Annotated in this window: 19 protein-coding genes and 2 tRNA genes; 6 read left to right on the top strand and 15 right to left on the bottom strand. The window is 71.4% G+C overall.

What is annotated here, in order from left to right; all coding sequences use genetic code 11:
* Positions 1 to 7: 7 nt before the first annotated feature.
* Positions 8 to 547, bottom strand: a complete 540-nt coding sequence (locus tag QP089_RS33010) for a DUF6879 family protein (protein WP_285916972.1) — start codon at positions 545 to 547, stop codon at positions 8 to 10.
* Entirely contained in the window at positions 528 to 812 is a 285-nt protein-coding gene (locus QP089_RS33005; RefSeq protein WP_285916971.1) for a hypothetical protein, read from the bottom strand. The genes QP089_RS33010 and QP089_RS33005 overlap by 20 nt, the downstream gene beginning before the upstream one ends.
* A 60-nt stretch (positions 813 to 872) precedes the next feature.
* Here QP089_RS33005 and QP089_RS33000 point away from each other — a divergent pair, with 60 nt between their 5' ends.
* A complete protein-coding gene (locus QP089_RS33000) occupies positions 873 to 1,079 on the top strand; it encodes a DUF397 domain-containing protein (protein ID WP_285916970.1) in 207 nt (68 codons plus the stop codon).
* Between the two features lie 869 nt (positions 1,080 to 1,948).
* Here the strand turns inward: QP089_RS33000 and QP089_RS32995 are convergent.
* A tRNA-Met gene (locus QP089_RS32995) sits at positions 1,949 to 2,022 on the bottom strand.
* 45 nt (positions 2,023 to 2,067) lie between these two features.
* The gene (locus QP089_RS32990) at positions 2,068 to 2,712 is read right to left on the bottom strand and encodes a TetR/AcrR family transcriptional regulator (RefSeq protein WP_285916969.1); all 645 of its coding nucleotides are present in this window, start codon (positions 2,710 to 2,712) and stop codon (positions 2,068 to 2,070) included.
* 62 nt (positions 2,713 to 2,774) lie between these two features.
* Here QP089_RS32990 and QP089_RS32985 point away from each other — a divergent pair, with 62 nt between their 5' ends.
* Complete coding sequence (locus QP089_RS32985) at positions 2,775 to 3,977, top strand: cytochrome P450 (protein ID WP_285916967.1); 1,203 nt, start codon at positions 2,775 to 2,777, stop codon at positions 3,975 to 3,977.
* 7 nt (positions 3,978 to 3,984) lie between these two features.
* Here QP089_RS32985 and QP089_RS32980 read toward each other — a convergent pair whose 3' ends face one another.
* From QP089_RS32980 to QP089_RS32970, 3 genes are all read right to left on the bottom strand, one after another.
* Complete coding sequence (locus tag QP089_RS32980; protein ID WP_285916965.1) at positions 3,985 to 5,466, bottom strand: serine/threonine-protein kinase; 1,482 nt, start codon at positions 5,464 to 5,466, stop codon at positions 3,985 to 3,987.
* A 143-nt stretch (positions 5,467 to 5,609) separates the two neighbouring features.
* Entirely contained in the window at positions 5,610 to 7,241 is a 1,632-nt protein-coding gene (pruA, locus tag QP089_RS32975; RefSeq protein WP_285916962.1) for an L-glutamate gamma-semialdehyde dehydrogenase, read from the bottom strand.
* 15 nt (positions 7,242 to 7,256) lie between these two features.
* Positions 7,257 to 8,171 carry a proline dehydrogenase family protein gene (locus QP089_RS32970; protein ID WP_285916960.1) on the bottom strand — a complete coding sequence of 305 codons (915 nt, stop codon included), beginning with the start codon at positions 8,169 to 8,171 and terminating at the stop codon, positions 7,257 to 7,259.
* A gap of 107 nt (positions 8,172 to 8,278) precedes the next feature.
* Between QP089_RS32970 and QP089_RS32965 the strand changes: the two genes are divergently transcribed.
* Entirely contained in the window at positions 8,279 to 9,397 is a 1,119-nt protein-coding gene (locus tag QP089_RS32965) for a PucR family transcriptional regulator (RefSeq protein ID WP_285916959.1), read from the top strand.
* Here QP089_RS32965 and QP089_RS32960 read toward each other — a convergent pair.
* Positions 9,370 to 10,104 (bottom strand): NUDIX hydrolase, encoded by a 735-nt coding sequence (locus QP089_RS32960; RefSeq protein ID WP_285916957.1) that lies wholly within the window; start codon positions 10,102 to 10,104, stop codon positions 9,370 to 9,372. The two genes, QP089_RS32965 and QP089_RS32960, sit on opposite strands and share 28 nt — an antisense overlap.
* Before the next feature lie 89 nt (positions 10,105 to 10,193).
* Here QP089_RS32960 and QP089_RS32955 point away from each other — a divergent pair, with 89 nt between their 5' ends.
* Together QP089_RS32955 and QP089_RS32950 are read left to right on the top strand one after the other, a co-directional pair.
* Entirely contained in the window at positions 10,194 to 11,972 is a 1,779-nt protein-coding gene (locus QP089_RS32955) for an AbeC-like domain-containing protein (RefSeq protein ID WP_285916955.1), read from the top strand.
* On the top strand, positions 11,969 to 12,880 hold the full coding sequence (locus tag QP089_RS32950; RefSeq protein WP_285916954.1) for a 5'-methylthioadenosine/S-adenosylhomocysteine nucleosidase family protein: 912 nt from the start codon (positions 11,969 to 11,971) through the stop codon (positions 12,878 to 12,880). Before QP089_RS32955 ends, QP089_RS32950 begins: the two co-directional genes overlap by 4 nt.
* Here the strand turns inward: QP089_RS32950 and QP089_RS32945 are convergent.
* From QP089_RS32945 to QP089_RS32920, 6 genes are all read right to left on the bottom strand, one after another.
* Positions 12,834 to 14,396, bottom strand: coding sequence for an acyl-CoA synthetase (locus QP089_RS32945; protein WP_285916952.1), 1,563 nt, complete (start codon positions 14,394 to 14,396; stop codon positions 12,834 to 12,836). The genes QP089_RS32950 and QP089_RS32945 overlap by 47 nt on opposite strands.
* 51 nt (positions 14,397 to 14,447) lie before the next feature.
* Complete coding sequence (locus QP089_RS32940) at positions 14,448 to 16,433, bottom strand: SpoIIE family protein phosphatase (protein ID WP_285916950.1); 1,986 nt, start codon at positions 16,431 to 16,433, stop codon at positions 14,448 to 14,450.
* Between the two features lie 248 nt (positions 16,434 to 16,681).
* Positions 16,682 to 16,755, bottom strand: a tRNA-Met gene (locus QP089_RS32935).
* Between the two features lie 59 nt (positions 16,756 to 16,814).
* A complete protein-coding gene (locus QP089_RS32930) occupies positions 16,815 to 17,864 on the bottom strand; it encodes a YlbL family protein (protein WP_285916948.1) in 1,050 nt (349 codons plus the stop codon).
* Between the two features lie 28 nt (positions 17,865 to 17,892).
* The gene (locus QP089_RS32925; protein ID WP_285916947.1) at positions 17,893 to 18,339 is read right to left on the bottom strand and encodes a molybdenum cofactor biosynthesis protein MoaE; all 447 of its coding nucleotides are present in this window, start codon (positions 18,337 to 18,339) and stop codon (positions 17,893 to 17,895) included.
* Between the two features lie 10 nt (positions 18,340 to 18,349).
* Positions 18,350 to 18,904, bottom strand: a complete 555-nt coding sequence (locus tag QP089_RS32920; protein WP_353070656.1) for a PPA1309 family protein — start codon at positions 18,902 to 18,904, stop codon at positions 18,350 to 18,352.
* A 110-nt stretch (positions 18,905 to 19,014) separates the two neighbouring features.
* Between QP089_RS32920 and QP089_RS32915 the strand changes: the two genes are divergently transcribed.
* Positions 19,015 to 21,957, top strand: coding sequence for a UPF0182 family membrane protein (locus QP089_RS32915; RefSeq protein ID WP_285916943.1), 2,943 nt, complete (start codon positions 19,015 to 19,017; stop codon positions 21,955 to 21,957).
* Positions 21,958 to 22,001: 44 nt separating this feature from the next.
* Here the strand turns inward: QP089_RS32915 and QP089_RS32910 are convergent, their stop codons facing one another.
* Positions 22,002 to 23,084, bottom strand: coding sequence for an NAD-dependent epimerase/dehydratase family protein (locus tag QP089_RS32910; RefSeq protein ID WP_285916942.1), 1,083 nt, complete (start codon positions 23,082 to 23,084; stop codon positions 22,002 to 22,004).
* Positions 23,085 to 23,113: the final 29 nt, after the last annotated feature.

The following is a 23,113-nucleotide window of genomic DNA, read 5'->3' as shown; positions in this document are numbered from 1 at the left end:
GAATCGGCTACTGCGGGCGGTAGTCCTTATGCGGAATCGCTCGTTTCCATGCTGCCTCGAAAGCGCTGCCGCACTGCTCCACCAGCGCCGGATCGTCGGTCAGTTCCGCGCCAAGATAGTCCCCGACACCGGAGAAGTAGCCGAACCGGACGAGACGACCGTCCAGGACCCAGTAGTCGTTGGCGGGCAAGCACAGGCCAGCCGCCTGCCGACGAGGCAACCAGCGGACCTGTTCGCCGGCCGCCTCATTGAGCACCCCCGCCCCGTCGTACTCGAATCGGGTGAATGGCGCCAGAGGCTCAGAGACGACCCGGGCACGGCGCATGGTGACACCGCGTCCGACCGTCGCCCGTACGATCTCGGCCCACTCGTGCTCGTGCTCGGCGATGTCGGCAGGGGTCACCTGACCGTCCAGCCAGCGCTGGAACAGCGGATCATCGGGCGTGTAGGCATCCCTCAACTCCAGGTGAACCGCCGTACGCCGCACCGTCGCGAACAGCGCCGCGAAGTCCTCTGCGTCGAGATCGTCAGGTCCCGGCGTCGTCACGAAGCGCCTCCAAGATGGTCTCCCGCATCCGGGCAGGGAACCTCACCAGCGTCTCGTGAGGCGCGAGAGGACTGCTCTTCTCGGCCTCGGCGAGCACCTGCGGATCAGCTTCGGTCCAGCCCTGAAAGAGGATGTCGCCGGTGTCCTCGTCGAGGTGGACAGCCAGGCAGTTTCCGCCCTGCGTGTTGGGGTCGATCACTAGCAACCGTAGCGCCATGACGGCCTCCGTCATCGATAGAGAGGCAAGGAGAGGCACCTCACACATGAGGCTCTCCTTCCCGCGGCGCTCTGGTCAAGGGGTTCGAGAGCGGGCTAACGTCCGCGCATGACCACGGCGAGGGTGTCGAAGAGCACGGCGTGGAGAACGTCGACCTACACCAGAGAGGGCAACTGCGTCGAGACAGCCGAACTCGGAGCCCGAGTCATCGGCTTCCGAGACTCCAAAGACCCAGATGGCCCGCACCTGGCCTTCACCCGCGACGAGCTGGCAACCCTTCTCAGCCAGATCAAGGCCGACGCCCTCGACCTCTGACCCTGGCGGGCATGAGACCCACACTCCAATTATCGGAGATCTTGCGCCGGAGAGTCCACTGCCAACGAATCTAATCCCTACTTAGCCGTTCCTAACAAGCGGCCAATAACACGGGGCGTCACACTACATCATCCCCAACGACGCACCTACCGGGACGTCTCTCTGACAAGCGCTGCATCGTGGAGCAAGTTATAAGCCTTATAGCTACTCTTCTGGATATCGCGACATCCAGAATGCACACTTAAGCATGAGACCGGTCACGACAAGGCAATCCTCGATTGAGAATGCTGCTGCGTGAACTGTATTCGAATTTGGACGCCGCAACGCGAGCCATGAACCGGGTCGACGTGAACCTCAATCAGGTCGTCCAGGAAATGCCCGCGACCGGACAAATACCAAGGAACATGGAACGCTACGCCGAAGTATGATTCGTACGGTGCGGCGACTGGACGACGTCCAGCCGGGCTCCTGTATTACCTGTTCGGGCCAAGCCGAGCTAACGAGCACCTCACCCCGCACGTGGTCGCCGGTTTCCGGCATGCGGCGCAGGAGCGCACGGGATTCGCGCAGCCAGTCTGGCACTGCGCGATGCGCACCGCGGCGACGAACCGCTGAGGTTCGCAGCGTCACCTACCCACCGAGTTCCGGAACACAGAAGCAACCAAGAGCAGAAGCCCCAACAGGGCGCAGAGCACCAACCCGCACAGACAAGACGAGGGCGAAGCCCGAGGGGGCAAGGGGCGAAGCCCCAAAGGGGGCGTGGGGGCGAAGCCCCCACATCGGGGGGCCCGGGGGGTCGCCCCCCCGAAAACGGCGAAGGGGCTCGTGGGGAAGCGCCGAAGGCGCGACCACACGAGCCCCAAGACCCGTAGCGGGGGCAGGATTTGAACCTGCGACCTCTGGGTTATGAGCCCAGCGAGCTACCGAACTGCTCCACCCCGCGGTGATGTCTCAACTGTATGGGGCGGGGGGTGCTTGCGCAAACCGGTTAGGGCGGTGGTGTTGCGGGTGCGTGAACGGGCGCTTGCAGGGCGGCGGTGAGCATGGCGGTGAGGTCGGCGGTGAAGGTGTCGTGGTCGAGGAGGGTGGGGTCGGGGTGGCCGGGTTCGATGCGGCCGGTGCGGTCGGCGAGGGCGGCGGTGAGGAAGGCGATGGCGACGGCGATGCGTTCGAGGGCGAGGGGTTCGGGGAGGCGGGTGCGGCAGGCGGTCTGGAGGAGGTCGAGCTGGCGGGTGAGGGCGGTGCCGGCGAGCAGGGGCGGGACGCGGTGGCCGCGGATGCCGGCGCGGCCGGCGAGCTGGGCGGTGATGCGCAGGAAGTCGCGGCCTTCGGGGGTGCGGAGTTCGGCGGCGGTGGGTTCGACGATGGCGGCGACGACGGTGTGGAGGTCGGCGGGGTCGAGGGTGGGGAGGGTGGCGGCGCGGGCGGGTTCCATGCGCTGGACGCCGGCGCGGAGGATCGCTTGGAGGAGGCCGGCGCGGGAGCCGAAGTGGTAGGTGATGGCGGAGTCGTTGCCCTGTCCGGCGAGGGCGACGATGTCGCGGGTGCGGGCGGCGTCGATGCCTTCGGCGGCGAAGAGGCGGGCGCCGGCGCGGATGAGTCGTTCCCGGGTGGCGCTTGCGTCTCTCGGCACGCGGTGATACTAACAGGAGACGTTAATAACGGTGCTCGTTATATCCCCCGGAGGGCCGCGCCATGGCGGACGTCTACGACCCGTTCGATCCCGCATTCCAGGCCGACCCGTACCCCGCGTACCGCCGGCTCCGCGACGAGGACCCGGTCCACCACCACGACGACCCGCCGTTCTGGGCGCTGTCGCGGTTCGAGGACATCTGGGCGGCGACGCGCGACGCGGAGGCGTTCTCGTCCGCGCAGGGCCTGACGTTCTACCCGGACGAGATCGGCACGCTGGGCCTGGCGCCGACGATCGTGATGCTGGACCCGCCGCGCCACACCGTCCTGCGGCGGCTGGTGAGCCACGGGTTCACGCCGCGCCGGATCGCGGCGCTGGAGGACATGCTGCGCGGGTTCGTCCGGGAGAACATCGCGCGGATGGAGCGGAAGGCGGCCGACGGCGAGGTCCCCGACCTGCACGGGGACTTCTCCGCGCCGCTGCCGACGTTCGCGCTGGCGCACCTGCTCGGCGTCCCGGAGGCCGACCGCGCGCGGTTCACGCCGTGGGTGCGGGCGCTGACCACGCTGCAGGACGACGGGTTCGACCTGAAGGCGCTGAAGGACGACGCGGTCGCCGCCGTCGCGGAGATGTTCGCGTACTTCACCGGCGTGATCGAGGCCCGCCGCGCCGACCCGTCCGACGACCTGATCAGCGCGCTGACGGTGGCCGAGGCGGACGGGGAGCGCCTCACCGACTGGGACATCCTCGGCTTCTGCTTCGTGATGGTCGCGGGCGGCAACGACACCACCGCGAACCTGGTCTCGCACGCGGTCGCGCTGCTCGACACCGACCACGCGCAGCGCGAGCGGCTCGCGGCGGACTCCTCGCTGATCCCGAACGCGCTGCTGGAGTTCCTGCGGCTGGAGGCGTCCGTGCAGGCCCTCGGCCGGACGACGATGCGTCCGGTGACGGTCCGCGGCACCGAGATCCCCGCGGGGCAGAAGGTGATGATGCTGTTCGGGGCCGCGAACCGGGACGAGCGGGAGTTCGGCCCGACCGCCGGGGACCTCGACATCACCCGGGAGATCCCGCGCCACCTGGGCTTCTCCAGCGGTGTCCACTTCTGCATCGGCTCGCACCTGGCGAAGCTCCAGGCGCGCGTGGCCCTCGAGGAGCTGCTCCGGGCGCATCCCCACGTGGGCGTGGACCGGGAGAACGCCCGGCGCATCGCGTCCCCGTTCACCCGGGGCTGGATCTCCCTCCCGGCGACCGGGATCGGGTAACTGAACGTCAGCCGGTCGACGGCGCGGCCGAGGCGGAGCCGTCCCAGCCGAAGGGCGCCTGGTACAGGCAGCTGACGCTGGCGAACTGCCCCTCGGCGGAGCGCTGCTGGATGACCTTGCCGTCCACGGAGATGCTGCAGTGGACGGTCCCGGACTCGATCCCGGTGTTCCCGCCGATGCTCAGGAAGGTGAAGCGCGACGCCTCGTACTTCTTGCTCCACGGCGGCTTCACCGACTGCCTGGTCATGCCGCCGTCCGGCGGGAAGATCATGACCGTGAGGGGCGACACGCTCCCCGTCACCTTGTAGACGATCTTGTGGACCGCCGGTTCGGACGGCGACGGCGACGCGGACGCGGAGGTCGGGACGACGGTGGCGGCCGGTGACGACCGGCCCCCGGCGCTCGCCCCGGCGTCGTCCGGCGGTCCGCTGAAGACGGCGAGCGCGACGGCCGCGACCGCGATGACGGCGACGGCGAGCGCCGCACCGGCCGGTATCAGGATCCGCCCGGACGGCCGGCCCCCGCGCGGCCGTCCGGGCATGATCGCCGTGCCGGGGTGCGTCGCCGGGCCCGCGGGCGCGAACCCCGCCGGCGGCGGACCGGCGGGCGGCGGGACCACGGGAGGCGGCGGGGGCACCGGGCCGTTCGCGGTCGCGCGGAGGAAGGACGCGACCGCGGCGGCGCTCGCCGGACGCTGGTCCACCGCCTTCGCGAGCAGGTCGAGGACGAGCCGCTCCAGCTGCGGCGGCACGTCCGGGCGGACGGCGCCGACGCGCGGCGGCGGCTCGTTCAGGTGCGCGTACAGCAGGCCGGGCAGTCCGGAGCCGGAGCGGAAGGGCGGGTCGCCGGTGAGGAGCTCGTGGAGGACGCACCCGAAGGCGTAGAGGTCGGACCGGAAGTCGGCGGCCTCCCCGCGGAACTGCTCGGGCGCCATGTAGAGGGGCGTGCCGACGGACCCGCCGTCCTGGGTGAGCCGCGTCGCGGCGTCGGCGAGGCCGGCGATGCCGAAGTCGCACAGCTTGAGGCGCCCGTCGGCGAGGACGAACAGGTTCGCGGGCTTGATGTCGCGGTGCACGATCCCCCGCGAGTGCGCGGCGGCGAGGGCGTCCGCGAGCTGGACGGCGAAGGCGACGGCCTCGCCGACCGGTAGCCCGCCGGGGTGCCGGCGGACGACCGTCCGGAGGTCCTCGCCCTCCAGGAGCTCCATCACCAGGTAGGCGAGGCCGTCGTCGGTGCGGCCGACGTCGAACACGACCGTGATGCCGGGGTGCTGGAGCGCGGCGGCGGCCTCCGCCTCCCGTTCGAAGCGTTCCATCGCGCCCGGCACGTCGGCCAGTTCGGCGGGCAGCGCCTTGACGGCGACCGGGCGGCGCAGCCGGGTGTCGACGGCGCGCCAGACCTCGCCCATGCCGCCGCGGCCGAGCACGCTCTCCAGGCGGTACCGGCCGTCCAGTTCCGTTCCGGCGGCGAGCCGCGGCCCGTCCGTCATGCCCGCCTCCCGGCGGCCTTCGCGCTCACGAGCCGATTATGGATTCAGACGAACGTCGTTGTCCATTTGGCTCGCGACCGCTCCGGACGGCACCGGGCGCCCGCGGCCGCGAGCGGGGCTCCGGCCGCGGGCGCTGCGCCGCGTCAGCCCATGTGCGGGTACCGGTGGTCGGTCGGCGGGACGAACGTCTCCTTGATCGAGCGCGGGGACGTCCAGCGCAGCAGGTTGAACACCGAGCCGGCCTTGTCGTTGGTGCCGGACGCCCGCGCCCCGCCGAACGGCTGCTGCCCGACGACGGCGCCGGTCGGCTTGTCGTTGACGTAGAAGTTCCCGGCGGCGAAGCGCAGCACCTCGGAGGCGTGCGCGATCGCGGCCCGGTCGGTGGCGACGACGGCGCCGGTCAGCGCGTAGTCGGCGACCGACTCCATCTGCGCGAGCATCTCCTCGTACCGGTCGTCGTCGTAGACGTGGACGCCCAGGATCGGCCCGAAGTACTCGGTCGTGAAGATCTCGTTCTCCGGGTCGCCGGACACCAGGACGGTCGGCCGCACGAAGTACCCGACCGAGTCGTCGTAGCTGCCGCCCGCGACGACCTCGACCGACGGGTCCTGCTTCGCCCGGTCGATCGCCGCCTTGTTCTTCGCGAACGCCCGCTCGTCGATCACCGCGCCGATGAAGTTGGACAGGTCGGACACGTCGCCCATGGTGAGGCCCTCGACCTCGTCCACGAGCCGCTCCTTGAACCCGTTCTCCCAGATGGAGCGCGGGACGTAGGCGCGGGACGCGGCGGAGCACTTCTGCCCCTGGTACTCGAACGCGCCGCGCACCAGGACGGTCTTCAGCACGTCCGGGTCGGCGGACGGGTGGGCGACGACGAAGTCCTTGCCGCCCGTCTCGCCGACGAGCCGCGGGTAGCCGCGGAACTTCTCGATGTTGTTGCCGACCGTCTTCCACAGATGCTGGAACGTGGCCGTCGAGCCGGTGAAGTGGATCCCCGCGAGCTCCGGATGGGCCAGCGCCACCTCGGACACGGCCAGCCCGTCCCCGGTCACCAGGTTGATGACGCCCGGCGGCAGCCCGGCCTCCTCCAGCAGCCGCAGGGTGAGGACGGCCGCATAGGTCTGCGTCGGCGACGGCTTCCACACCACGACGTTGCCCATCAGCGCGGGCGCGGTCGGCAGGTTCGCGGCGATCGCGGTGAAGTTGAACGGGGTGATCGCGTAGACGAACCCCTCCAGTGGCCGCAGGTCCGACCGGTTCCACACGCCGGGGCTGCTGATCGGCTGCTCGGCGAGCAGGCGCCGCGCGTAGCTCACGTTGAACCGCCAGAAGTCGACCAGCTCGCACGGGCTGTCGATCTCCGCCTGCTGGACGGTCTTGGACTGCCCGAGCATCGTCGCGGCCAGGATCGTCTCGCGCCACGGCCCGGCGAGCAGGTCGGCGGCGCGCAGGAAGACCGCGGCGCGCTCGTCGAACGGCAGCGCCCGCCACCCCGGCGCCGCCTTCAGCGCGGCGTCGATGGCGTCGCGGGCGTCGTCCTGCGTGGCGGTGCCGAACGTCCCGAGGACCGACGCGTGGTTGTGCGGCTGCACGACGGCGACCTTCGCGCCGGCGCCGAGCCGCCGCTCGCCGCCGATCGTCATGGGCAGGTCGACCGGGGCTTCGGCGGTCAGCTCCGCCAGCTTCGCCTCCAGCCGGGCCCGTTCGGGGCTGCCGGGCGCGTACCCGCGCACCGGCTCGTTCGCGGGCGTCGGAACGGTGGTCACGGCGTCCATGAAGGGGCCTCCTAGTTAGCGAGAGACGAACGAACGGAGAAAGAACACGAGGTTGGCCGGACGTTCGGCCAGGCGGCGCATGAAGTAGCCGTACCAGTCGCTCCCGTACGGCACGTAGACGCGCATCCGGTGGTCCTGCGCGAGCCGCCGCTGCTCGCCCGCACGGATGCCGTAGAGCATCTGGAACTCGTAGGAGTCGGGGGCCCGGTCGTTGACGACGGCGAGCGTCCGCGCGATGTCGATGATGCGCGGGTCGTGGCTGCCGACCATCGGGTACCCGTCCCCCGCCATGAGCACCCGCAGGCCCCGCACGTAGGCGCGGTCGATCTCGGCCTTGCTCTCGAACGCCACCGACGCGGGCTCGGCGTAGGCGCCCTTGACGAGCCGGACCCGCGACCCCTCGTGCGCCAGGTCGCGCAGGTCGCCCTCCGTCCGGCGCAGCATCGCCTGGATCGCGACGCCGGCCCACGGGAAGTCGGCGCGCAGCTTGCCGAGGATCTCCAGCGTGGAGTCGACGGTGGTGTGGTCCTCCATGTCCAGGGTGACCGTCATGCCGATCCGGTCCGCCGCCGCGCAGATCTCCCGCGCGTGGTCCAGCGCGAGATCGCCGGGCAGCGCCTGCCCGAGCGCCGACAGCTTCACCGACGCGTCCGCGCCCTCGGCCAGGCCCTGCTCGGCGAACGCGCCGAACATCGCCAGGTAGGCGTCCCGCGTGGCCTCGGCCTGCGCCCGCTCCCGCGTGTACTCGCCCAGATGGTCCAGGGTGACCCGCAGCCCGTCGCCGGTCAGCTCCCGCACCGCCCGGACGGCGGCGTCCAGATCCTCCCCGGCGACGAACCGGTCGACGACCCGCCGCGTCAGCGGCACGGAGGTCACCAGGCCGCGCATCCGGTCGCTGCGCGCGGCGGCAAGCAGAAGGGGGCTGGGCATGAGGGCCTCCTACGAAGTCGGTCACCTCGCACGTTAGGAGCCATGGCACCTCATCTCGTATAGTCAAATGCCACTTTCATCCCGCTGCCTCTTCATACAGATGTCACATGGCCCCTGACCTTCAAGAGATCGTGGAACTCGCCGCCGACCTCCTCGGCGCCCCGGCGACCCTGGAGGACCGCGACTTCCACCTCGTCGCCTACGCCGCGCACGGCGACACGATCGACCCCGTCCGGATGGACTCGATCCTGCACCGCCGCGCGACCGAGGCCGTCCGCACCCGCTTCGAGTCCTACGGCATCGCCCGCGCCACAGGGCCCGTGCGCATCCCCGCCGACCACTCCCTCGGCCAGCTCGGCCGGCTCTGCCTGCCCGTCCGCTGGAACAACGTCACCTACGGCTACCTCTGGCTGCTGGACGACCAGGAGCGCATCACCGACTCCGCCCGCGCCATGCCCCTCTGCGAGCGCGCCGGCCTCCTGATGGCCCGCCAGGCCCGCGAGCGCGACGACCTCGGCTGGAAGGTCGCCGACCTCCTCTCGACCCAGCCGGACGTCCGCGCGCAGGCCGCCAACGAGCTCGCCGAGGCCGGCGTCCCCGACCCGCCGCTCGCCGTCGCCGTCCTGCGCACGCCGAGCACCGACCCGCTGAACCCGTGGCTGCTCCCCCACTCCGTCCTGACCACGGTCTGGCAGCGCGACCACGTCCTGGTGATCCCGGCGTCGGCGTCCCCGCGCACGGTCGTCGACCGGGCCCGCCGCCTGCTGGAGGAGCGCACCACGCCCGTCCGCGCGGGCTTCTTCTCGCCCTGCCCCACGCTGGAGACCGTCCACGAGGGCTGGCTGCGCGCCCGCGTCGCCGCCCGCACCGCCGCCGCCGGCGAGACCCGCGACTGGACGTCCCTCGGCGTCCTGCGCCTCCTCAGAGCCGCCGGCGACGAAGCACTCACCCAAACGACGCAAACCCCAGGAACCGAGCGCCTCCTCGCCCACCCCGACCTGGCCCTCACCGCCCGCACCTACCTGGACCAAGCGGGCAACGTCCAGAAGACAGCCCAGGCCCTCAACATCCACCGCCAGACCCTCTACCACCGTCTCCGCCGCATCGAGGAACTGACGGCCCTGACCCTGACCAACGGCCAGGACCGCCTGACCCTCCACCTGGCCCTCACCCTCGCCCCCTACATCGACCAGGAGTCTCAGCGGAGCGCGGGCGCCGAGAACTGAGCCCTGGCCACCTCGCCGGAGCGGAGCAGCGGCGGCGACAGCAACCACGCCGGGCCCCGGCGGTACAGGGCCGCCGGACGGCCCGTCTCGGCGACCGTCCGGCCGCCCGTCGCGTCGAGGAAGCCCTCCGCCCGCGTGACCTTCCGCCGGAAGTTGCTCGGGTCCAGCGCCACCCCCCACACCACCTCGTAGACGCGCCGGAGCTGCGCCACCGTGAACGGCTCCGGGCAGAAGGCCGCCGCGACGGTGGTGTACTCGAGCTGCGACCGCGCGCGTTCCAGCGCCTCCCGCAGGATGACGCCGTGGTCGAAGGCGAGACCGCCCTCCCCCGCGAGCAGCGCCCTGACCGGCGCCCATCGGGCCGCTCGCGCATCGGTCCCCGCCTCGGGGACCGGCAGATCGGGGCCGAGCGCGAGATAGGCGACCGTGATGACCCTTCCCCTCGGGTCGCGGTCCGGATCGCCGTAGGTCCGCAACTGCTCCAGATGGAGCGCGGCACCGTCCAGCCCGGTCTCCTCGCGAAGCTCCCGGCGCGCCGCGTCGTCCAGCGTCTCCCCCTCCCGGACGTAGCCGCCCGGCAGCGCCGGAAGGCCGAGGTACGGCTCCTTGCCGCGCTCGATCAGCAGCACGTGCAGCTCGTCGGACCGGATCGTGAAGATCACCAGGTCGACGGTCACCGCGACGCGGCCGTGCACACCCGCAGCCATCTCGCCTCCTCTAAAGGTCGTATTGACTCTAACCCGCCCGGCCATTTAAGGTCATACCTACCTGAACTGCGGAAGCCGAGGGGGCCGTCATGACCAGCCCGGCGGTGTCGTTCACGAAGAACCGGACAGCCCGCACCGAACGCGGCGACGAGACCACGCGCATGCTGTGCGCCGCCGCCTACCACGACCGCCGGTTCCAGTCGCTGGTGGTCCGGCACGTTCTCCTCCCGCACCAGCGGGCGGTGGCCCCGTCCTACGGCTTCGACCTCGTCCCCGTGGCCGACCACGCCTGGCGCGCCTTCACGCTGGACACCGTCCAGCACGCGACCGTCCTCACGGTCTTCGTGCTGGCGGCGCTGCAGAGCCCGTCCGCCGCGATCACCGCCGGCTGCCTGCTCGGGCTGTGGTCACTGAGCGGCTACGCCTCCCGGCTGGCGCCGGAGGTCGTCAGGAGCCGCACGAGGAAGAGCGTCAACCATTTCTGTCCCTGGCTGAAGAACGACGAGAGGCCCCGGGAGGAGTGGCTCTGGATCAAAGGCCCGCCGCGACGCGACCTGGACGAGCAGACGAGACGGCTCAAACTGAGCCTCTACGGCTGCGGCCTGCTCGTGGCCGCGCCGGTCCTGTCGGCGAGCATCGAGCACACGCCCTTGCATCTGATGGCCGTCCGGGCCGTGGTCCCTCTACTGCTGTGCTCCGTCGTCACGGTCATGGTGGCCGCCGTCCGGCACCGGTCCATGGTGCTCACGCAGGAACCCGGACCGCTGCGGCCCGACCAGCTCAACCGACGGCTGGCGGCCATCGACGTGCAGCAGACCGACCCCGTCATCGCCTACCGGAGGCCGCGGCCCCCCAAGCGCGACCCCGACACCGGCCGACCGGACTTCTACGACTTCGGGGACGATCCCAACTTCTTCGTCGGCAGCGGCCAGCTCGTCCACCGGTGGCTTCCGCCGCTGGCCATCCAGTTGCTCCGCCCGCAGACCGTCGACCTCACCAAGGGGAAGAAGGCCGACGACATGACGCGGCGCGGATACGTCCATCCCCCCTTCCGGGCGGACGAGCTGGTCACGCACCTGCGCAAGATGATGCGCCCGATTGGGCACAGTTCCGACCCCATCAGGCTGCCGGGCTACCGGATCAGCGACCGGTACTACGTGGAGGAGGCGGACGCGCCGGAGGTCCGCCGGCAGCTCGCAGAACTCGGCGACGCCGCCTTCCGCCGCAAGGTCGTCAACACGCACGACGGCAAATGCCAGCACTTCCTGGAGATGCGCGTCACCTCGTCCGGCGAACTGGTCACCACGGTCTTCGTCCGCGTCACCCTGAAGGGCCGCTCGCTCAGCCTGGACTTCGCCGCCTGCGCCCTCACCCGGACGCCGAGGAGCTTCCACCGCGCGGCGCGCCGCGCCCGGAGCGGCAGGACGGCCGCCGTCCTCGGGGCGCTGTCCACTCTGGGGGACCTCCCCGGCGAGGTCGCGCGGTGCTGGCAGGCGCTCGCCGTCCTCCTCCGGCTCCCCCTGTACGTCGAGGCCTTCACGAAGTGCACGGTCCGCGGCAGCGCCCCGCGGTTCAGCGTCCGCGAGGTGACGGCGGCCACCTGGCAGGAGGCCGCCTTCGACGAGCCGGCCATCCTCGACCAGATGAAGATCATCGAGCTGCGGCTCCTCCAGGTGACAAAGGACTTCCTGCGCGCCCGCAACGTCGACACCTCCGTCTTCGAGAAGCGGGCGGAGACCATCATCAGCGCGAGCGTGCTGAACATGGGCGGCCGCGTCGACATCAACAACTCCGCGGTCGGCAACAACGCGCAGGTCAACCAGAACGCACAGACGTCCCAGCCCTCCGCGCAGAAGGCGGCGAAATGAACGAGCAGTACCGGGTCAGCGGCATCATGACCACCGGCGGCACCACCAACGTCGAAACGTCCGCGGTCGGAGACAACCCGGTCGTCAACCTGACCGCGCCCGCCGTCGGCGCCCCCGGTGGGAGCCACGCCGACGTCGGCGTCATCACCCTGCTCAGCGAGGAGACCCAGGCGGTCCGGACGGCCCTGGACCTCCATGAGGAGACCACCGGCGGGCTGCGCTTCTACACCGGCGACGTCCCCACCGCGGGCGGCCCCGTCCGCGTCGCGGCGGTCCGCGCGCTGGGCCAGGGCCAGCGGTCCACCATGGCGGCATACGGGAATCTGCGCCGCCATCACGACCCCCACGTCATCGTGCTCGCGGGGATCGGCGGCGCGATCCATTCCTCCGTCAAGGTGGACGACGTCGTCATCGCGACGCGCGTCGTCTACTACGACCTGCGGAAGGAAACCCCACAGGGGACCCGCCGGCGCGGCGAGGAGCGGGAGGCCCCCGCCGAACTCGGGCACGCGGTCAACGCCTTCTTCACCGACCACGACCCTGGCGAGTTCTCCGTGACGGACCCGGCCGGGACCACCCGGACGGCGCGGTTCCACCATGGGCCGATCGGCTCCGGCGAGGCCGTGATCGCCGATCGGGAGGCCGACGTCGTCCGCTATCTCGCCGCCTTCAACGACAAGATCCTCGCTGTGGACATGGAGGCGGGCGGGCTCGGCCAGGCGAGCCACGAGGAGTCCGCGGGCACGGGCTGGGTCGTCGTCCGCGGCATCTCCGACGACGCGAGCCCCGCCAAGAACGACGACCACCACCGCACCGCGTCCTGGCACGCCGCGGTCGCGCTCCGCGAACTCCTCCCCTACCTCAGGACTCGGCGAGACGAGCGTGCAAACCCCGGAGTTCCCGCTTGAGGATCTTGCCGCTCGGGTTCTTCGGCAGCGACTCCGCCAGCACCACGTACTTCGGCCGCTTGTACCCCGCGAGCCGCTCGCGCACGTGCGCGTGCACATCGTCAACGCTCAGCGCAGCCCCTGGCTTCGGCACCACCACAGCCGTGACGGCCTCGATCCACCGCGGATGGGCGATCCCGAACACGGCGACCTCAGCGACGCCGTCCAGCTCGTAGATCGCCTCCTCGACCTCCCGGCTGGCGACGTTCTCCCCGCCCGTCTTGATCATGTCCTTCTTGCGGTCGACCACGGACAGGTAGCCGTCCTCGGTCATGACGCCGAGGTCGCCCGAGTGGAACCACCCGCCCCGGAACGCCTCCTCGGTCTTGTCCTCGTCGTTGTAGTACCCGAGGGCCGCGTGCGGGCTGCGATGCACGATCTCGCCGACCTCGCCCGCCGCCACGGGATTTCCGAGGTCGTCCACGAGCATCGTCTCCACGTTGACGGCCGCGCGCCCCGCACTGCCGGCCCGCTCCAGCTGCTCGTCCGGACGCAGGATCGTCGCGAGCGGCGCCATCTCGGTCTGCCCGTAGAAGTTCCACAACCGCACGTCCGGCAGCCGCCGCAGCAGTTCGCGCAGCACCTCGACGGGCATCGCGGACGCCCCGTAGTACCCCTTCCGCAGGCTGGACAGGTCCCGCCGGTCGAAGTCCGGGTGCCGCAGCAGCGAGATCCACACCGTCGGCGGGCAGAACAGCTTGGTGACCTTCTCCCGCTCGATCGTCTCCAGCAGCAGAGCCGGATCGGGCCCCGGCAGAATGACACTGGTCGCGCCCAGATAGACGTCCACCGAGAAGAAGCAGTCCAACTGCGCGCAGTGGTACATCGGCAGCGCGTGCACCTCGACGTCGTCGGCGGACATCTCGCCGTCGACGATGCAGCTCACGTACTGGCTGATCAGCGACCGGCTGGTCAGCATCACGCCCTTGGGCCGCGACTCGGTCCCCGACGTGTACATCAGCCGCAGCGGGTCGTCGTCCCCCACCGGCACCTCGGGCGCCGCCGCAGAGCCCTCCCGGCACCAGCCGTCGACGTCCTCCCACCCATCGGCCGCGCCCCCGATCCGCCCCCGGACACCCCCGTCGACACCCGCCGTGGCCAGCGCCTTCTCGGCCGTCGGCACCAGCGCGCCCTCCGCCACGATCCCGGACGCACCCGAATGCCCGAGAATGTAGGCGATCTCATCGGCGCCCAACATGAAGTTGACCGGCACCAGCACGACGCCCAGCTTCGCCGTCGCGAACGCCAGCACCGCGTACTGCCAGCAGTTGTGCGACAGCAGAGCAAGCCGGTCGCCCTTCCCGAGCCCCCGCTCCGCCAACGCGTTCGCCGCCCGGTTAACCGCCGCGTCGAACTCCGCGTACGTGAACCGGACCTCCCCGCTCACCACAGCGAGCTTGCCCGGATACCGCCGAGCCGTCCGATGCAACAGATCCCCGTAGGAGTGCTGCCGCGCCCGCACCACCGACGCATTCATGGGACACCTCGCCTTTCCGGACGAACCCCCTGGTAAGGGCTGTGATCCGGATCATAGTGGCCGGGTGCGGGCCAGCAGCAGCGTCACGTCGTCCTCGGCCGCCTCGGTCACCATCGTGTCGATCACGCTGGTGCAGAGACCGTCCAGCGGGGCGGTGCCGTCGGCCAGTGCGGCGCTCAGGCACCGCATGCCCTCCTCGAGATCGGACCCGCGGCGCTCGATCAGCCCGTCGGTGTAGAGGGCCAGCAGGGTCCCCGCCTCGAGGTCGAACTCGACGGACCGGTGCGAGCCCAGCCCGAGCCCGATCGGCGTGCCGGTCGGAAGGTCGGGGAAGGCGGCCTCGCCGCCGGGCGGGACGATCGCGGGCGGCAGGTGCCCGGCCGAGGCCATGACGCAGCGCCGCGTGGCCGGGTCGTAGAGGACGTACAGGCAGGTGGCGGCGATCGGGGACAGCGCGCTGCGGTCCTCCTCCTCGTCCTGCCGGGCGTACAGCTCGTCAAGGCGGCTGAGCAGCTCGTCCGGTGGCAGGTCGAGGTAGGCGAGCGTGCGCATGGCGGTGCGCAGGCGTCCCATGCTCGCGGCGGCGTTGATGCCGTGCCCGGTCACATCGCCCACGACCAGCGCGATGCGGGAGCCGCTCAGCGGGATGGTGTCGTACCAGTCCCCTCCGACGCCCTGGTGGACGTCCGAGGGCAGGTAGCGCGAGGCCAGGTCGATGGCGTCGCCGCCGCACAGCTTGCGCGGCAGCAGCTGCCGCTGCAGGGCGAGGGCCGCGTCGTGCTCGACGGTGTACTGGCGTGCGTTGTCCAGGCTCAGTGCGGCCCGGGCGGCGAGCTCCTCGGCGAGCACCAGGTCGTCCCTGGTGAAGGGCGTCTTGTCGACGGTGCGGACGAAGGTCGCGACCCCGAGGAGCCGGCCGCGCGCCTTCAGCGGGACCATCATCAGCGTGTGCATGCCCATCGTGCGCACGACGTGGGCGCGGTGCGGGTCGTCGTCGAGCCAGGTCCCGGGCGAGATGTGCACCACGGGCTCGAAGAACGAGGTGCCGGACTCCAGGACCGCGCTGAGCGGGGACGAGGGCGGCACGTAGACCGGCTGCCCCTGCGGCCACAGCGCGTCGGGGACCCCGCCCTGCACCGAGGTGAGCGCGGCCCGGCGGAACACCGGGACGCCGGCGCCCATCGGCCCGAGGCGCTCCAGCGGCTCGGGCCCCGGCATGACCGCTTCGGTGAGGTCGACGCTGACGTAGTCGGCCAGGCGGGGCACGGCCAGGTCGGCGAGTTCCTGGGCGGTCTGCTGGACGTCCAGGGTGGTGCCGATCTCGACGCTGGCCCGCCGCAGCAGCGCCAGGCGTTCGCGGGCCCTGCTGTAGGTGATGTCGACGGCCATCAGGCAGACGCCGAGATGGCGTGCGTCGAGGCCGTCCACCCGGAACAGGAAGGTGGAGAAGGTGCGCTCCTCACCGTCCTGCGACCACCGGACCTCGCGGTCCAGCACGGGCTCGCCGCCGGCGAGCACCGTGCGGACGAGCTCCGGCGGGGCCAGGGAGTCGTCCTCGGGCAGCGGCCGGCCGACCTGGAAGTGGGGGAAGACCTCCGCCCGCTCGTTGCGCCAGGCCGACCGCAGGTCGGTGTCCCAGGCGACCATCACGACGGGGACGGCGGCGAGCAGCGGCTCCAGCACCGAGGTGCCGATGGCGAAGGCGGACGCGGGTATCGCCGCGATCACCCAGGCGGGCGCCCCGGCGAGGGTGTCGATGCGGATCCGCTCGGATCGCGTGACGATCTGCGTGCCGTCCCGGTGCCGGAGGTCCAGCATGCCGACCCGGTGGTCCTCGTCGCCCTGGCCGCCCCGCCACGTCCAGATCCGCTCCGCGCGGTCCCGCTCCATGCGCAGGTCGGTGCCGGGCCGTCCGAGGATCTCCTCAGACCGGTAGCCGAGGAGCTCCTCGGCCACCTTCGACCAGCCCACCAGGACGCCCTCGGCGCTGAGCACCCCGATCGCCGGAACGGGAGCGTCCGCCCCCCGCCCCCACATGTTGCTCCGAACCATAACCGCCATACAACCACGCCCCCCGCAGAAGCCCCCCGGCTGACCTGCAGCAACAGCAAAGGCCGAAGCCCGAGGGGGCAAGGGGCGAAGCCCCAAAAAAGCGCGCGCAACGCGCGCCGGGGGTGTGGGGGCGAAGCCCCCACATCGGGGGCCCGGGGGGTCGCCCCCCCGAAAACGGCGAAGGGGCTCGTGGGGAAGCGCCGAAGGCGCGACCACACGAGCCCCAAGACCCGTAGCGGGGGCAGGATTTGAACCTGCGACCTCTGGGTTATGAGCCCAGCGAGCTACCGAACTGCTCCACCCCGCGGTGATGACTCAACTGTATTGCATGGCGGGGAGTGCTCCAAACCGGTTTCGGGGCGGGGGTCATCTGGTGCAGGCGGGGACGGTGCCCTTGCCGGTGGTGAGGGCGTTGACGGCCTGGACGGCGGAGTGGAGGGTGTCGGCGCGGACGAGGCGGAGGCCGTCGGGGCGGGCGCCGAGGGCTTCGGAGCAGTTCTTCCTGGGGGTGAGGAAGACGGTGGCGCCGGCGCGGCGGGCGGCGATCATCTTCTGCTGGATGCCGCCGATGGGGCTGACCTGGCCGTCGGGGTCGATCTCGCCGGTGCCGGCGATGAACTTTCCGGCGCTGAGGGGGCCGGGGGTGAGCTTGTCGTAGATGGCGAGGGCGAACATGAGGCCGGCGCTGGGGCCGCCGATGTCGCCGACGCTGATGTCGATCTTGAAGGGGAACTTGTACTGGTCGCCGAGGACGACGCCGACGACGGCGCGCTTGCCGGTGGGGTCGGCGACGGTGGTGAGGGTCTGGTTGCTCTCCTTGCCGCCGCGCTGGACGGTGAGGGCGACCCGGTCGCCGATCTTGCGCTTGGCCATGGCGCCGGTGACCTGGGCGGTGCTGGTGACCTTGGCGCCGTCGAGGGCGGTGACCTGGTCGCCGGGCTGGAGCCTGCCGTCGGCGGGGCGGCCCTTCTGGACGCCCTGGACGATCACCTGGGTCTGCAGCGGGACGCCGAGCTCGTGCAGGGCGGCGGCCTTGGCGCTCTGCTGGGAGTCCTGCATCTGGCGGGTGTTCTCCTGGTCGACCTGCTTCTGGCTCTCGTCCTTGGGGAAGTAGAGCTCCTCGGGGACGATCGCGGTGTCGTGGTCGAGCCAGCCGCGCAGGGCGGTGAACAGGTCGATGCGCCCGCCGGGGCCGCCGCGGTAGGTGACGGTGGTGAAGTTGAGGTGCCCCTCGTCGGGGTAGGTCCTGCGGCCGTCGATGGCGATGACGGGCTGGCCCTTCTCGTTCGTGCCGAGGGTGTTGCTCGTCGGGCCGGGCATCAGTGCGATGTAGGGCACCGGCATGAGGGACCCGACGAGGGCCAGCGCGAGGACGAGGACGCTCGCGACGGTGAGCGTGGCGGCACGACGAGACATGGTCGGAACTCTATGCGCCCGGGGGCCTTCAGCAGGCGCCGACCCACTCGTCTCCGCCGTCGGCGAAGGTCTGGTGCTTCCAGATGGGGACCTGCGCCTTGAGGTCGTCGATGAGCCGGCGGCAGGCGTCGAAGGCCTCGGCGCGGTGCGGGCAGGACGCGGCGACGACGACGGCGAGGTCGCCGATCCGCAGGTCGCCGACGCGGTGGACGGCGGCGAGGGCGCGGACGGGGAAGTCGGCGGCGACCTTCTCCATGACGGCGCGCAGTTCCCGTTCGACGGTGGGGTGGGCGCTGTAGGACAGGGCGCTGACGTCGCGGGCGTGGTCGTGGTCGCGGACGGTGCCGACGAACAGCGCGACGCCGCCGGCGGCGGGGTCGCCGACGGCGGCGAACACCTCGTCGACCGACAGGGGGGTGTCGCGGATCTCGGCGAGCCGGATGGCGGTCCCGGCGGCGGCGCTGTCTTCGCTCACGTCCCGCAGGCTACCCCGCGCGGGCCGGACCCGGCGGGCCCGGCTCGTCCGGTTCGAAGGTGGCGGCGAGGGCCTCGGCGAGGGCGGGGACGAGGTCGGGGCCGGCGAGGACCTCGTCGTCGGCGTCGTGGCGGCGCAGCCGGAGCGCGGAGTGCCGGGCGCCGTCGCGCAGCACTCCGACGATCATGCGGACGTCCTCGCGGCCGGGGTGGCCGGCGGCGTACGCGGCGGCCTCGTCCTCGTCCTCGGGGATCTCCTCCTCGGCCTCGGGCGGCAGCACGACGCGTTCGATCACCAGCGCGCAGCCCTCGACGGTGTCGGGCCAGGCGATGGCGGCGAGGGCGTCCTCGACGCCGGCCTTCTCGGGCAGGGCGGGCTGTTCGAGGGCGGCGAGGGTCTCGGTGTCGGGGGGCAGGCCGAGCTGGTCGGCGAGGTCGGGCTCGGCGCGGCGCAGCTCGGTGCTGCGGACGAGGGCGTACAGGCGGGGAGCGGTGTCCCAGCCCTCCTGCGCCGAGTGGCGTTCGAGGTCCAGCACGACTTCTTCCAGAAGACTCACGGAGCCCATCTTTCCCCGTCCGGGGGCCGGGAAATGCGGGAACCCCGGCGGTAGTCGGTAAGTTGCTTACACAGCACCGGCCGGCGGCCGGTGGGGGGCGATCTCGATCGGAGGGGCAATTGGCCTTCCGGACTGCCGGTACCGCGCGCCGGTTCGGCGCCGGGCGCACCCGGCTGATGCTGCCGGTCCTGGTGGCGCTGGCGTTCCTGCTGGTCGCTTTCCTGGTCTTCACCGCGGTCTACACGAATCTGCTGTGGTACCGCTCGGTGGGCTTCTCGGAGGTCTACACGACGCGGCTGCGCGCGGAGGCCGTGCTGTTCTTCGGCTCGGGCCTGCTGATGTCGCTGGTCGTGGCCGCGAACGTGGTGGTGGCGTACCGGCTGCGCCCGGCGTACCGGCCGCTGTCGGTGGAGCAGCAGGGGCTGGAGCGGTACCGGTCGGTGATCGATCCGCGCCGGCGGCTGATCTCCGTCGGGCTGCTGGCGCTGCTGGGCGCGCTGACCGGGTCGTCGGTGGCGGGCCGATGGCAGGTGTGGCTGGCGTTCCTGAACCGGACGCCGTTCCATGTGAAGGACCCGCAGTTCCATAAGGACGTGTCGTTCTACGTCTTCACCTATCCGTTCCTGCGGCTGGTGCTGGGCGTGGTGTTCGCCACGGTGATCCTGTCGTTCGTCGCGGCCGTGATGGTGCATTACCTGTACGGCGGCCTGCGGCTTCAGGGGCCGGGCGACAAGGCGAGCCCGCCGGCGCGCGCTCATCTGTCGGTGCTGGTGGGCCTTTTCGTGCTGCTGAAGGCGATCGCGTACTGGCTGGACCGGTACGGGCTCGTCCATTCGGAACGGGGCGTGGCGACGGGCGCGTCCTATGCGGACGTGAACGCGCTGCTGCCCGCGAAGACGATTCTCGCGGTCATCGCGCTGCTGTGCGCGGTGATGTTCTTCGGCAACCTGCTGCGGCGCGGCATGATGCTGCCGGGCGTGGGCTTCACGCTGCTGGTGCTGTCGGCGGTGCTGCTGGGCGGGGTGTATCCGCTGCTGATCCAGCAGTTCCAGGTGAAGCCGGACGAGCTGGCCAAGGAACGCAGGTACATCGAGCGCAACATCGACTTCACCCGGCGGGCCTACGGGGTGAAGGACGCGCAGGTCGTCCCGTACGGGTCGCAGCCGGAGAAGGACCCCGGCAAGCTGCGGCAGGAGGCGGACGGGCTCGGCGGCGTCCGCGTCCTGGACCCGAACGTGGTGGGCCCGACGTTCGAGCAGCTGCAGCGGATCCGCCCGTTCTACAAGTTCCCCGACACCCTCGACGTCGACCGCTACCTGGTCGACGGCAAGGCCACCGACACGGTCGTGGCGCTGCGGGAGCTGTCGGGCGCGCCGTCGGGGCAGCGCAGCTGGGTGAAGGACCGGATGGTCTACACGCACGGCTACGGGTTCGTGTCGGCCTACGGCGACCAGATGGCGCAGGGCGGCAACCCGGACTTCATCACCCGCGACATGCCGGCCTCGTCGGCTCGGATCCAGGTGACCAAGCCGGAGATCTACTTCGGGGAGCGGTCGCCGCGCTACTCGGTGGTCGGCGGGAAGGGCCAGAAGGAGCTGGACTACCCCGACAACAGCCCCGACGACGGGCAGCAGAGCAACACCTACGACGGCGACGGCGGCGTCCCGATCGACTCGTTCTTCCACAAGCTGCTGTACTCGGCGAGGTTCCAGGACAAGAACCTGCTGCTGTCCGGCGCGATCAAGAAGGACGCGAGGATCCTCTACGACCGGTCGCCGCGCGAGCGGGTGCAGAAGGCGGCGCCGTGGCTGACGCTGGACGGCGACCCGTACCCGGCGGTGGTGCAGGGCCGCATCGTGTGGATCGTGGACGGCTACACCACGTCCGGCGGCTACCCGTACTCGGAGGAGACGAGCCTGGGGCAGGCGACCCGCGACACCATCACCGACACCCGCTCGGCGGTGGCGCGGCAGGCCGACGACCACATCAACTACATGCGCAACTCGGTGAAGGCCACGGTGGACGCCTACAGCGGCGCCGTCCACCTGTACCAGTGGGACACCGAGGACCCCATCCTCAAGACGTGGATGAAGGTGTTCCCGAAGTCCGTCCAGCCGAAGGCGTCCATCCCGACCGAGCTGGAGGCGCACTTCCGCTACCCGCAGGACCTGTTCAAGGTCCAGCGCAAGATCCTCACCAAGTACCACGTGACGGATCCGTCCGCGTTCTACAACGGCGAGGGCTTCTGGGAGGTGCCGCAGGACCCGACGACCAAGGGCAAGCTGCAGCCGCCGTACTACCAGAGCCTGAAGATGCCCTCGTCGTTCGACGGCGCGACGGACTTCTCGCTCACGACGGTGTTCAACCCGCGCGACAACCCGCAGCTCGCCGCGTTCATGGCGGTCGACTCCAACCCGTCGAGCAGGTACTACGGGCAGATCCGGATCCTGCAGATGCCGCGCGACGCGCAGCCGCCGGGCCCCGGGCAGGTGCAGAACTCCTTCGAGACGGACTCGAAGGTGAAGACCGACCTGTTCGCGCTGAGACAGGGCGGGACGAAGACCGTCGCGGGCAACCTGCTGACCATCCCGTTCGGCGGGAGCCTGCTGTACGTCGAGCCGATGTACACCAAGGCGTCCGGAGGCAAGGAGCAGCAGCCGTACCCGCTGCTCGGCAAGGTGCTGGTGCGGTACGGCAACGAGGTCGCGGCGGCGGGGACGTTCGAGGACGCGCTGAAACAGGTCCTCGGCGGCTCGGGGGCGCCGGCGGTGACCGGGACGCAGCCGGGGCCCGGCGGGCGGCTGACGCCGCAGGAGCAGCAGGCGATCAACGAGCTGCAGAAGGCCGTCGGCGACTACGAGACGGCCCAGAAGAAGGGCGACTACCCCGGCATGGGCGACGCCTGGGACCGGATCAAGAAGGCGCAGGAGCAGCTGTCGGCCGCCCAGCGGGCCGGCGGCAACCAGGCGAAGCCGAACGCGACCCCCACTCCCTCGTCGTCGCCGTCCTCGCCGTCCCCCGGCGCCTCGCCGGCGGGCTCCACCGAGGCGTCGGCCGGCTGACCCGCCGCCGGGCCGCCGCACCCGCGGGTCCGGCGGCCGGCGGGTCAGCGGCGGCGCTTGCGGGCGCGGCGGATCGCGGCGGCGGCGCCGATCGCGGCGACGGTCGCGCCGGCCGCGGTCGCCATCGTGGCCTCCTTGCCGCCGACGCGGCGCCCGACGACGGCGTGCCGCCCGGCGGTCTCCTCCATGATCGCCCGCAGCGCGGCGGCGTTGTCGTGGGCGGGCTTCCAGCCCGCGGCGCGCAGCCGGGCGCAGTCGACCACCCACGGGTAGGCGACGTAGTGCAGGTCGGTGGCGGGCGCCGGGGTCATGCCGAGCCGGTGCAGCCGCTGCGCCATCCCGAAGGTCAGCGCGGCGGGCAGCTCGAAGCTGCGCTTGCCGGTGATCTCGGCGACCTCCTCGGGGCCGAGCCAGCCCTCGCAGCCGACCGCGACCGGCCCGGTCAGCTCCTCGGTGACGACGACCTCCAGCGCGGACGCGAGGTCCTCGAGGTGGCAGAACTGCCAGCCGGGCGTGCTGCCCTTCACCGACAGCAGCCGGGGCGCCTCGAAGTGCCGGGTGACCACGGTGTCCACGCCGGGCCCGGCGAGGGCGGCGGGCCGGACGACGGTGATCTCCAGCCCGGGGTGGGTGAGCGGCGCGGTGGCGGCCAGCTCCTCGATCTCCAGGTGGTCGCCGGCGATGCTGGCGTCGGCCTCGGCCAGCAACGGCGCGTCCTCGGGCAGCGGCACCTCGTTGCCGGGCCCGGCGCCGTACACCATCGCGCTGGTGACCAGGACCACCCGGCGGACGCGGGCGGCCGCGGCGGCGGTGACGACCGTCTGGGCGCCGCGCACGTTGTGGGTGCGGCGCTGGCGCCCTTCCGCTTCTGGGGAGTGCTCGACGTCCAGGTTGACGATCACGTCCACGTCGGAGAGCCGGTTGGACAGCAGCGGGTCCCGGATGTCGACGACGCGCCACGTGGCGCCGGTCACGTCGCCGCGGTGCCCGTCGATGGCGACGACCTTGCGGATGTCTTCCCGTTCGGCGAGCCGGGCGGCCAGCAGCCGACCCGCTCCGGAGGCCGCGCCGGTGACGGCGACGACCGGAGCCTTGCTACGCCGAGGGCGAACCTTGCCCGTTGCCACGGAGGTGCCCCCTTCCTTGAGTACGCGAC

The organism is Actinomadura opuntiae (genome assembly GCF_030283205.1).
In the GTDB taxonomy this organism is placed as follows: domain Bacteria; phylum Actinomycetota; class Actinomycetes; order Streptosporangiales; family Streptosporangiaceae; genus Spirillospora.
Note: the sequence above shows the minus strand (reverse complement) of the source record. Positions and strands in the feature narration are given on the sequence as shown.